Below are 11,573 nucleotides of genomic sequence, written 5' to 3'. Positions count from 1 at the left end.
GGGATCCGCTGGCCGGACCTAGCCCGAAATGCCTTCCTGGCCGTCTTCCTCACGGCCGGTCAGGCGTCGCCGGAACGTCGCATCGTCAGCTGACGTCACCTGGATGTCGTACCAACCTCCCAGTGTTTCCCAGCCGATCTTCTTCGTGTGCCCCGGCTTGAGCTTCACGGTGTCGGCGTTTTCGGTGTACTGCAGTGATTCCAGCGCCAAGGTCACGGTCGCGGTGCCGTTGTTGCGCAGCTCCAGTTCCACCGCTTTCTTGCCGCGGCGGCCAGCCAACGCGACGTCGACGCCGGACGCCGCGCCCGCCGTCGTGCCTTTCAGTTCGTATTGGTAGCGGTTGGGGCCGGTGACGATGACATCAAAGGTGCCGGCGGTCACGGGGAGCTCGAGGTTCTGGGTGCCGAGGACGTCGATGTGCCTCGGCTCCGTGACCTCGCCTGCATAGCCGTAGACAGTGAAGTGCGTGGAACGGGAGCCGCTGTTGCCCAGTGCCAGGGTGACCTTTCCGGACTGGACCGCTGCCGAAACCTTCGGCCGGTAAGGAAGTGGCCGGGCAGGGCGGGTTCCGGTTTCCTGGAGGGGCGCTATCTGGACCGTCGGAGGATTCGGGCGCCAGCGGCTGATTTTGGCAGGTACCGCGCCCGGGTGCTCAAGGGCGGGCGGCGTGCCCGGGCTGGCGAAGTTGAAGACGCCGGTCAGGTCGCCGCAGACCTCGCGGCGCCACGGCGAGATGTTCGGCTCCTCCACACCCGTCCAGCGCTCCAGGAAGCGGAGCACCGAGGTGTGATCGAAGACCTCGGAGCTGACGTAACCGCCCACGGTCCAGGGTGAGACGACGGTCATGGGCACGCGGGGGCCAAGTCCGATGGGCCTCGCTGTGGTCCATTCAGTGGATTCGCCTGACGCCGGGCGTGGCTGGACAGGAGGCGGGACGTGGTCGAAGTAGCCGTCGTTCTCGTCGAAGTTCAGGAAGATCGCGGTGCTGTCCCACGTGTCAGGGTTGCTGGCCACGGTGTCCAGGAGGCGGTAAACGAAGTTGGCGCTGCCTACAGGAGTGGATGCTCCCGGGTGTTCGGAATCGGCGGCCGACGGAACCAGCCAGCTGACCTGCGGCAATGTTCCTCCGGTGATGTCTGCACTGAGGCGTTCCAGGAGAGTATCGGGACGCCCGCGCCACATGGCCTTGTCGAAGAGCGACCTTTCAGCCTCTGTGAGAGCTGCGCGGCCCTGCTCCAGCTGGGCGAGAAGGCGGTCCTGTTCGGCGGCAGACTTGCCTGCCAGCTTGTCGTAGAACTCCTCGGTGGTGCGCAGGTTGCCTTCCACGGAGCTGAGCATCTTCCGGCCGATCGCCTTGAAGGTCTGGAAGTACTCCACGGCGTTGTCCGTAAAGTTGTCCCAGTCCTGGTAGATCTTCCACGAGACGCCGGACTGTTCCAGACGCTCGGGGTACGTGGTCCAGTCGTAACCACCGTGGGCATAACCGTAGGCGGCGTTCGTCACCGCACGCGCGGTGCTGCCCGGCTCGGTGCCTGTTGTGCCGCTCCACAGGTAGTTGCGGTTGGGGTTCGTGGAGCCGTTGACGGAGCAGTGGTAGGCGTCGCAGATGGTGAAGGTGTCCGCGAGCTCGTACTGCAGCGGGATGTCCGCACGCTCGTAGAACGTCATGGTGGAGGCACTCTTGGCCGGAATCCACTTGTCGCACCAGCCGTTGTTCCACGCCGTGGTGGTGCCGGCGAAGGAGTGGTCGAGGTCGCCCAGGTACTGGATGTCGGAGCCGGGCCTGCCTGCCAGTTCAGCGGCCTTGCGCAAAGAGAAGGGGAGGACGGTTTCGCCGGTTGCGCGTGGCTGCTCGAACATCGACGTGCCGCTGCGCAGTCGGGCTATGGATTTATCCCCATAGCCACGGACGCCGCGCAGCGAGCCGAAGTAGTGGTCAAAGGAGCGGTTCTCCTGCATCAACACGATCACGTGCTTGATGGACTGCAGGTTTCCCGGCGGGACCGGCTTGGCCATGGCGGCCTGCACCGAGGGTGGCAGCAGGGATCCCGTGGCTGCCAGCGCCGTCGCTGCAGCTGCCGTGCCGAGGAAGCCGCGGCGGGAGAATCCTTGCGCTTCGGTTGAACGATTAACCATTTCAGGGGAGTTCGAGGACATTCAGGAGTGCCTTTCGTGGTCAGAGATGACCGGGTAAGCCTAAGCAGCCTGGATGAACCTCGGGTGAAACAGGGGCAAACCGGCGGGGTGTGTCGCGCAGATCACACGGCAGCCGCCCAGCCCCTAGTTGAGGGCGATCACCAGCATCTGGTTGGTTCCCGGGATGCAGGTCTGCAACACAGCCTTGGGAAAGCCGCCGAAAACTGCTGAGACGTCACTGGTTGTCCCGCCCAGTGGGACCTGTCCACGCGCGTGCGCCGTATAGGTTCCATAACCGGCCAATGTGACCGTTTGGCCCACGCCGATGCCGGAGAACCGGTCCCATCCGCCGCAGTAGTCGTGCTCGGTGATGAACACCGCGAAGGCATCGGTCGGGGTGTAGTGGACCGGGCCGATGCACGCGTCCACCAGCTCCTGGCCGCCCGATCCGGCAATGTAGATGGTCCGGGCGGCCAGCTTGGCGGGTGCCGGGACCGGTTCGCTGACGGGTGGGACATATTCCGTTGGTGGAATCACGACGGCGGGTGGCTCGGGTGCGGCGGGTGGCTCGGGTACGGGAGCAGGGGGCGCGGGTGCGGGAGCAGGGGGCGCGGCGGGTGGTGGAGGTGCCGGGGCAGGATGTGCTTCCTTGGGCGTGGCACGTTCCGCCGGTGGGCTCACGACGGCGGGGGCGACTTGCCGCTCAAACGATGCTGCCTCGAGAGCCATGGAGGATCCCGGGCGCGTTGCCGGAGCAGCGCTTTGACCGGAGAGCGGCGGCGTCATGGCGATGGCTGCAATCATGGCGCCGGCCAGCACCAAGGCCTTGACGGTACTGCGCGGCCCTGCCCGATTGAACCGGAGCAGTGTGCCCGTCGGCGGCGTTGTGTACGGTTGTGGCTCGCCCTGCAGAGTCATGGGAACTCCAAGCGGGAATGGATCCGCTGTGAAAGCCGGTACGGATATTCAGGAATCCCCAGACACTTTCGATTGTAGGAACTCCCGGGCCGATATGAACCGGATGCGGATACTCGTCTTTCCGGCGTGGACTACTTGGTTGCGCGACACGAAGGCGATACACCGTAGCTTTCTTGAGAAAAGTCAGCTACTTTGTCCCCATGCCTCTTCGCTCCGACTGGTCCGCCCGCACGTGCAGCCTGGCCCGCGGGCTCGATGTCCTTGGCGACCCTTGGGGAAGCCTGGTCCTCCGCGAAATCTTCTTCGGCAACGGCCGGTACGAAGCCATTAAGCAACGATTGGAGGTTGCGGACAACGTCCTGAGCAAACGGCTTGGCTGGCTGGTTGAGTCGGGTCTGCTGGACCGGCGCCCCTATCACGACGGCACGCGCACCCGGCAGGAATACGTCCTCACCGCCAGAGGCGAAGACGCGCTCCCCGTCCTGAACGCCATCATCATATGGGCCGAGAAGAACCTGGACGCACCCAACGAGGTGTCCCACATGAAGGTGGTCCACACCGACTGCGGTCAGTCAACATCCTCAGCCGATACCTGCACTCACTGCGGCACCGCGCTGACTGCCGCCAACACCAGCTGGCACAGCTTGACGCGCAGCGAGCATCCGCTGCCACTGGCCGTCGCGCCGGAAACCCGCCTGCCCCCATCCCCTGAAACGGAGATCCCCGCATGACCCCGCCCGAAAAGACAGACCAGGACAAACCAGCGGGTGCTCCCACCGGCAGGCGACGCCGGATCCACCCCGCCTGGATCGTGGCAGCGGTGGCCTTCCTGGCGTTGGTAGGGGCAGCAGGATTCCGTGCGGCACCCGGCGTGCTCATGGTTCCGTTACAGGAGGAGTTCGGCTGGTCAACCACAGTGTTGTCGCTGGCCGTCAGCATCAACCTGGTCCTGTTTGGCCTGACGGCGCCATTCGCGGCAGCGCTCATGGAACGCTTCGGCATCCGCAAAGTAACCTCGCTGGCGCTGTGCCTCATCGGTTTGGGGTCGGCCCTCACTGTGTTCGTGAACCAGTCCTGGCAGATCCTGCTGACCTGGGGTGTGCTGATCGGCCTCGGCACAGGCTCCATGGCCCTCGTGTTCGCGGCCACCATCGCCAACACCTGGTTCGCCAAGAGCCGTGGACTGGTGATCGGGATACTGACCGCCGGGAGTGCCGCCGGGCAGCTGGTGTTCCTCCCCTTCATCGCCGCCCTCGCCCAGAACCCGGGGTGGCGCGGGGCCTCGCTCCTCATCGCCGCCGGTGCGCTCGCCGTGGTGCCGCTGGTGCTGCGCTGGTTGCGGAACTCACCCGCCGACGTCGGGGTCCTGCCGTACGGCCCCGAGGAACCCGTGACGCGGGAGCCTCGTGCGCACGAAGCTGACCCTCAAACAGCCGACGCCGGAGCAACTACGACGGCGACGAAGGATTCCGCGAACGCGGCTGTCCGTGCCTTGCAGGTCCTCAAACGGGCCAGCAAAGTCCGCACCTTTTGGGCCTTGGCGGCGGGCTTCGCGATCTGCGGAGCAACCACCAATGGACTGATCGGCACGCACTTCATTCCGTCGGCCCACGATCACGGCATGCCCGAGACCACAGCGGCTGGCTTGTTGGCCGTCGTCGGGATTTTTGACATTGTGGGGACCATTGCTTCCGGCTGGCTGACCGACCGATTCAACCCCAAGGTGCTGCTGGCGGTGTATTACCAATTCCGGGGAATCGGGTTGCTGGTGCTGCCTTTGCTGCTGGGTTCGACCGTGGAGCCGAGCATGATCATTTTCGTGGTGGTCTACGGGCTCGACTGGGTTGCCACCGTGCCTCCCACCGCAGCCATCTGCCGCTCGGTTTTCGGCGCCGACGGCTCCGTGGTCTTCGGCTGGGTGTTTGCTGCCCACCAGCTCGGAGCCGCAGTGGCAGCACTGCTGGCAGGATTCATCCGGGACACCACAGGTCATTACAACTATGCATGGCTGGGTGCGGCTGCCATGTGTACCGTGGCTGCGGTCATCAGTGCCACCATCCGGAAGGACGCCGTGAAGAAAGAGCCCGTGCAGGTTGCCTGACGCTGCGGTTCCTGAAGGTTGTGGGGCCCGCTCTGCGTGCCATCCCCACCGGGAAGGACGCAGAGCGGGCCCCACAACGCTCCGTCTAGCTCGGCTGGCCTGCGTCAGTGATCCGGAACGTCAGCGTCCGCGCTTCGGGGCGCAACGCGTACTCCGGCCAAACGTCCGGCCCGCACGCCCTGGATCCGAGGCCGTGCTGGGCAGCATCGAGGTAGAGGAAGCTGCTCTTGCTTGCCGGCAACTCGTGCGGGTGACCAGCTCCTGAGATCTCCTGCGCTGTGTGCCGGGAGAGAGTAAACCCGGGCAAGCGGCCACGGGAGTCCGGGGCGGCATCGAGCGTCAGCCAGGGTTGCCCGGCCTGCTGCAGGTCAAGCGAGCGTATAGCACTGCGATGTCCCGATTCCTGGGGCTTGGCGTACGGCACCGTGAGGTCATCGATGCCTGCTCCGTACCGTCCCACCAGCGTGGCGTGCATGCTGTCCGGGTAGGATTCCCGTGGTCCGGCGCCGAACCACGACGCTTGGTCCACGGACCCGGGCAGGTCGAATCGGACTCCTACCCTTGGCCAGATGATGTCCCAGCCAGTGCTTGGGACGATGTCCACACGCAGGAACAGTTCGCCACCGGAGAGCTGCCAGTTTTCCTCTACGGACACCCATTGGGCAGCATCTGCAGCGGCGTAGCGGGTTTGGACCACAACCCCGGATTCGGCGGCAGAGATTTTTTCCACGCGGGCTGTGAGCCGGTCCAGGCCTGCAGCCCGCCACACCTCTTCCATGGACGGGGCAGGGGTGCCGTTGCCGTTGTTGAGCCACGGATCGGCGTGGTCGTAGCTGCCACGGCCCGCACCGGCGTCGTTGTCCGTAGGTGCGCGCCATAACTCCAGCCGCGGTCCGGAGACCGGCAATCCGGCGAGGGAGACCAAGCGGCCGTCGGCAAAGGTGGCAGGACCCAACGAAAGTGTTCCGTTGGCAACGTCAGCCGCACGTTGGGAGGATGCTGCAGGGCGCGGGGCGCTGAGACGCGGACGGGCTTCGGTCAGTTCGAGCTGCGCCACAGAGATCACATGGCCGGCTTCAGCCCACGAGGTGTCCTTGCGAAGGACAACCTCCGCCGTCAGCCAGTGCTCGCCGGCTCCGGCCTCAAGGGTGGTGAACTCCGGCAGCCCGATCAGTGCGGTGTCGCCGGCGGCGAGTGACCCGCCCGCTGAAGTGACGACGTCGAGCTCTCCGGAATCAACAAGTACACCGTCCACTTCGGTACGCCAGCGCAGGACGACGTCGGACGCGTCCGCCGTGTGCCGCAAATTGGCGACGGAGACGTAACGGCGCGTGCCGCCGTCGGACGCTTCCGTGGAGAAGCCCAAGCGCAGGGGAGAGACGATCTGCTTGTACTCGAAGAGGCCAGGGCTGGGCGTGGAGTCGGAGAGCACCATGCCGTCCATCACAAAGTTGGCGTCGTGCACAACCTCGCCGAAGTCGCCACCATAGGCGAAAAACTCCGTGCCCTCGGCCGTCGTGGTGCGGATGCCGTGATCCCGCCATTCCCAGACGAAGCCGCCATGCAGGCGGGGGAAACGGTCCACCAGATCCTCATACTGGTCGATCGCTCCCGGACCGTTGCCCATCGCGTGCACGTATTCGCACAGGATGAACGGCTTGCTCCGCTGCCGGGCGGACTCCGCCGCGGAGCAACCCAGCAGGAGCGTGCCGGAATCGTCACGGCCAATCGCTTCAGTTTCGGGAACGGAGGAGTACATCCGTGAGTAGACGTCGGTGTAAGCGCCGGTGTAATCGCCTTCGTAGTGGACAGGCCGGCCGCTGTCCCGGGCATGGGTCCACGCCGACATTGCCGCCAGGTTGGAGCCCGTGCCGGATTCGTTGCCGAGGGACCACATGACGATTGAGGGGTGGTTCTTGTCCCGCTCCACCGTGCGTTCCATCCGGTCTACGTAGGCTTCGCGCCACGCGGGGTCGTCGCTGGGGTTGCCCACCCAGCCGTGCCGTTCAAAGCCGTGGGTCTCCAGATCGCATTCGAGGATCACCCAGAAACCCATCTCATCCGCGATGTCCAGCAAGCGCGGGTGTGGCGGGTAGTGGCTGGTCCGGATCGCGTTGACGTTGAACTGCTTCATCAGGGCAAGGTCGGACCGGGCGAAGTCCTCATCGAAGACCCTGCCGCGGTCCGGGTGCGTCTCGTGCCGGTTGACTCCGTGGAACACCACGCGCCGGCCGTTCACCAGGAACTGGTCACCCTTGATCTCCACGGTACGGAAACCCAGGCGCAGCGATATGGTCTCGCCTTCACTTGCCACGGTGGCGTTGTAGAGGCGCGGAACCTCCGCGGACCAGGGTTCGACGTCGGTGATCGCCACCGGGCCGACGTCGGCAGGGGAGTCCCAGACGACGTCGACGTCCAGTTCCGGAACTGACAGCCGAACCGGGTAGGCGGCGTTGTCCGCGGTGATTTCCGGGTCAATAACGCCCGAGCCGGCGGTGTAGGACGTCCGCAACCAGACGTCGTCGATGCCCTTCTTCGGGCGGGCCTGGAGCGTCACGTCGCGGAAGATGCCGGGCATCCACCACTGGTCCTGGTCCTCCACATAACTCGAGGCCGACCATTGATGGACTCGGACAGCAATCACGTTGCGTCCCGGGCGGAGTGCCTCGGTCACATCAAATTCCTGCGCCAGCCGGCTGCCCGTGCCAACGCCGATTTCGACCCCGTTGAGCCAGACCTTGTAGCGGGACTCGACGCCGTCGAACCTCAGCACTGTCCTCCCGGCGTAGTTCCAGTGTGCCGGGAGTTCGAATGTACGGCGGTAGTCGCCCGTAGGGTTCTCATCCGGGACGTGCGGCGCATTGGCAGGGAAGGGGAACTGGACGTTGGTGTAGATGGGGCGCCCGTAGCGGCCCTCACCCTCCAAGACCCAGTGGGCCGGAACCGGGATGGTGTCCCAGCTGGAGTCGTCCAACGCTTCATCGGCAATGGCTTCGATGTCCTCATCGGGAGGAAGGACTCCACGTCCACACGGCGTGCCGGGTGCGCCGGGAAGAAGCCGGAACCGCCACTGGCCGTTGAGGGACAGCGTGGGGGCGTCAGTGTGGAGCCAGGACCGGGCCGGGACTCTCTTGCCGGTACCGGGTCCGGTATCGGTGATGTAGTTGACGTCGGGTGACGGGGTCATTACTTAACGGCTCCTTCTGTCAGCCCGCCACGCCAGAAGCGCTGCAGGACAACCATGGCGATGCTGAGCGGAATGATGGAGAGCAGTACTCCACCGGTGGTCAGTTCGTAGAATTCGGGCAAACGGTCAACCTGGCTCAGCCAGTTGTTGAGGCCGAGCGTGATGGGGTAGAGCTCCGAGTCGGACAGCATGACCAGGGGCAGGAAGTAGTTGTTCCAAATGCCTACCAACTGGAACAGGAACACGGTGACCAGTGCCGGCGTCAGCACCTTCAGCCCAATGGTGTGGAAGATGCGGAGCTCACCGGCGCCGTCGATCCTGGCGGCCTCAATCAGCGAGCTATCCACGGTGGCCTGTGCATAGATCCTGCAAAGGAACAGGCCGAAGGGGGATACCAGCGATGGCAGCAGGACGCTCCAGTAGGTGTTCGCAAGGCCCATCTGGCTGAACAGCAGGAAGAGCGGCAGGGCGGTGGCCGTGCCGGGAACCAGTACACCGCCCAGGATCGTGCCGAACACCAGGTTCCGGCCACGGAACTGGTACTTGGCCAAGGCATAGCCTCCGGCTGCGGCAAAGTACGTGGCCAGGAGGGCGCCGACGCCCGCGTAGATCGCGGAGTTCAGGAACCACCGGCCAAAAATGCCGTTGTCGTAGCTGAGCACACGGCCGATGTTTTCCCACAGGGAGAATGTCGGGGCGAACCAGAATCCGTTGGTGGAGAAGAGATCGGCCGTGGACTTGGTGGAGGCCACGACAACCCAGTACACGGGAATCAGGAAGTACAGGGCAACCACCACCAAGAGGGCGGTGACAATGATGGTGGACGAGCGTCGTCGTCCGGCGGATCGGTCCGGGCCCGCGGGTGGTGTGCTGCGGATTGGGGCTGTGGGTTGTTTGGTTGCTGTGCCGGTCATGAGGACTTCCTGTTCGTCAGTGCGAGGAAGGCGAAGGAAAGGGCGAATGCGGCCACGGCGATGATGACCGACTGGGCTGCGGCGACGTTGTAGTCGTTGTACGCGAAGGCCGTGGTGTAGGCGCTGAGGTTGGGCGTGTATTGGCTGTCGATGGCGGGAGCGACCGTCTTAAGGACCTGTGCTTCGGCGAAGAGCTGAAGGGTTCCGATGATGGAAAACACCGTGGTGAGCATCAGGGCCGGACGAATAAGGGGCAGTTGGATGCTCCTGGCCACGCGCCAGGTGGAAGCACCGTCTACCTTGGCTGCTTCATAGAGTTCCACCGGGATGGCTTTGAGCTGCGCCACGATGATCAACATGTTGTAGCCCGTGTAGCTCCACGTGACGATGTTCGCGATGGACCAGAGCACGCTGTTGGCGCCAAGGAAATCGGGGGTGAGGCCCACCATCTTCGCGGCGTCGAACAGGGGGCTCAGGCCGGGAACGTAGAGGAAAGACCACAGGATGGTGGCGATGACGCCGGGAACGCCATAGGGCAGGAAGTAGGCGGCGCGGAAGAAGCCCGGCCACTTTGCCGAGGCTGATTCGAGCATGAGCGCCAGCACCGTGCACAGGACGATCATGACGGGCACCTGGACGACGCCGAACAGCAGCATCCTGCCGATGGACGCCACGAAGCTACCGTCGGCCAAGGCCTGGGCGTAGTTGCTGAAACCGGCGAACTCACTCCTCACGCCGGCCTCGCCGAACAGTCCGCTGCGGGTCACTTTGGTGAAGCTGGACATGATGGCCACCACTATGGGCAGCAGGAACGTGAGGACAAAGAGGGCAAGGAAGGGTGCAAGCAGCAGCCAGGGGGCGCGTGCGGCAGCGCCGTTCCGCTTGCCGGCCTGTTTGACGGAGCGGCCAGGGGCGGCGGGGCGGCGCACTGGGGGTGCGGTGCGGGTGGTCGTCATGCCGTTTCCTTCCGGATGGTGAGGCCCTTGTTCTTGAAAACGGTGATGATCTGCTGCTCCGAAGCGGCGATGGAATCCACCAGCGACGTCCCGAAGGCCTTCTTGCGGAAACCGTCGCTGAGGATGTTGAAGGACTGTTGGGTCACCGGCCACCAGGACCAGTCCGGGTTCTGCTGTTCGGTGGCCGGGACGAAGACTTCCTGGTTGTATCGCTGGCCGCCGAAGAACGCCGACGGCTGTTGGCGGGCCGTGCCAATGAAATCGGGGTTGGGTGACCAGCCGATGCCACTGTGTTTGATTTGGGCGTCGATACCCTCTGTGGACGTGGTCAGCCACACCGCGAACTCGAGTGCTTCCTGAGGGTGCTTGCTGTTGGCAAGGACTGCGGCCGTGGAACCGCCAAGGTAGCTCGAACCGAAGCCCGTGTCACCCCACGTGGGCATCGCTGCGGCGCGCCACTTTCCTTCGGAACCGCTGACACCCTGAACCAGGGCATCGCCCCAGCTGCCGGTGATGGTCGAGGCAATCCCACCCCGGCCGGCAGCCGCAAACCAGCCGGGGGAGAAGGAGCCGTACGCTGTGGTCACGAGGTCGTCGTCGATCGCTTTGTCGAAGAAACGCGCGGTGTTCAGCGTGGCGTCGTCGGTCATGTTGATGACCCAGCCATCCTCCTCCGGGCGCAGCCACTGCGCACCGGCCTGGCCGGCGAAAGAGGCAAACGGAGAGGCGTCGCTGATGGGGAAGCAGTCCAGGTAGCTGTCCACGGAGCGAAGTTCGGCGGCCAGGGCGGCCCATTCGTCCCAGGTTTTCGGGATGCTGCCCCCCACTTTGTCCAGGACGGCCGGCTGGTAGAACATGCCCATGGGGCCCGCGTCCTGGGGGATGCCGTAGACGCCTCCGGTGTAACTGACCTGCTTCCACAGGGTGGGATCGTACAGGTGGGCGTGGTCGTTGGCGCCGTAGCGCGAGAGGTCCACCAGTCCATTCACCAGCATGAACTCCGGGATGGACCGGAATTCGACCTGTGCCAGGTCCGGGCCGCCTCCTGCTGCCAAGGCCGAGTAGAGCTTTTGATACCCGCCGGAGTTGCCGCCCGGAATCCACACCACGTCCACTTGGATGGTGGGGTGGGCAGCATTCCAGACGTCTGCAACGTTTTGGAAGTCCTTGAGCCAAGCCCAGTAGGTCAGCCGGACGGGCTCTCCTGCGGCGGGAATGGTGGGGGCAGCGTTAACGGACTGCATTCCTGGAGTTGCGCACCCGGTCAGCAAGCCCATGGCTGCTGTTCCAAGGCCAGCGCCCAGGAGTTGTCTTCGCGTGAATCGGGTCATAAGCCTTCACCTCTTCGTGTCAGGTTGACG

Annotated in this window: 8 protein-coding genes; 2 read left to right on the top strand and 6 right to left on the bottom strand. The window is 64.7% G+C overall.

Annotated elements, in window-relative coordinates; all coding sequences use genetic code 11:
• Positions 1-18: 18 nt before the first annotated feature.
• A complete protein-coding gene (locus QEH68_RS15405; RefSeq protein WP_280623299.1) occupies positions 19-2,157 on the bottom strand; it encodes a phospholipase C, phosphocholine-specific in 2,139 nt (712 codons plus the stop codon).
• Positions 2,158-2,280: 123 nt separating this feature from the next.
• Positions 2,281-3,054 carry a peptidoglycan-binding protein gene (locus tag QEH68_RS15400; RefSeq protein ID WP_280623298.1) on the bottom strand — a complete coding sequence of 258 codons (774 nt, stop codon included), beginning with the start codon at positions 3,052-3,054 and terminating at the stop codon, positions 2,281-2,283.
• A 200-nt stretch (positions 3,055-3,254) separates the two neighbouring features.
• On the opposite strand from QEH68_RS15400, the gene QEH68_RS15395 reads away from it, so the two are divergent.
• Positions 3,255-3,785: a helix-turn-helix domain-containing protein gene (locus QEH68_RS15395; RefSeq protein ID WP_207594299.1), complete on the top strand. Its 531-nt coding sequence runs from the start codon at positions 3,255-3,257 to the stop codon at positions 3,783-3,785.
• Positions 3,782-5,155: an MFS transporter gene (locus tag QEH68_RS15390; RefSeq protein WP_280623297.1), complete on the top strand. Its 1,374-nt coding sequence runs from the start codon at positions 3,782-3,784 to the stop codon at positions 5,153-5,155. Before QEH68_RS15395 ends, QEH68_RS15390 begins: the two co-directional genes overlap by 4 nt.
• 85 nt (positions 5,156-5,240) lie before the next feature.
• Here the strand turns inward: QEH68_RS15390 and QEH68_RS15385 are convergent, their stop codons facing one another.
• Genes QEH68_RS15385 through QEH68_RS15370 form a run of 4 tightly spaced genes read right to left on the bottom strand, consistent with a single transcriptional unit; the run spans position 5,241 to position 11,543 of the window.
• Entirely contained in the window at positions 5,241-8,342 is a 3,102-nt protein-coding gene (locus tag QEH68_RS15385; protein WP_280623296.1) for a glycoside hydrolase family 2 TIM barrel-domain containing protein, read from the bottom strand.
• Positions 8,342-9,256 carry a carbohydrate ABC transporter permease gene (locus QEH68_RS15380; RefSeq protein WP_280623295.1) on the bottom strand — a complete coding sequence of 305 codons (915 nt, stop codon included), beginning with the start codon at positions 9,254-9,256 and terminating at the stop codon, positions 8,342-8,344. Before QEH68_RS15380 ends, QEH68_RS15385 begins: the two co-directional genes overlap by 1 nt.
• Positions 9,253-10,212 carry a sugar ABC transporter permease gene (locus QEH68_RS15375; RefSeq protein ID WP_207594295.1) on the bottom strand — a complete coding sequence of 320 codons (960 nt, stop codon included), beginning with the start codon at positions 10,210-10,212 and terminating at the stop codon, positions 9,253-9,255. Before QEH68_RS15375 ends, QEH68_RS15380 begins: the two co-directional genes overlap by 4 nt.
• Positions 10,209-11,543 (bottom strand): extracellular solute-binding protein, encoded by a 1,335-nt coding sequence (locus QEH68_RS15370; RefSeq protein ID WP_280623294.1) that lies wholly within the window; start codon positions 11,541-11,543, stop codon positions 10,209-10,211. Before QEH68_RS15370 ends, QEH68_RS15375 begins: the two co-directional genes overlap by 4 nt.
• Positions 11,544-11,573 lie beyond the last annotated feature (30 nt).

This window comes from Paenarthrobacter sp. OM7, assembly GCF_029873575.1.
Classification (GTDB): domain Bacteria; phylum Actinomycetota; class Actinomycetes; order Actinomycetales; family Micrococcaceae; genus Arthrobacter.
Note: the sequence above shows the minus strand (reverse complement) of the source record. Positions and strands in the feature narration are given on the sequence as shown.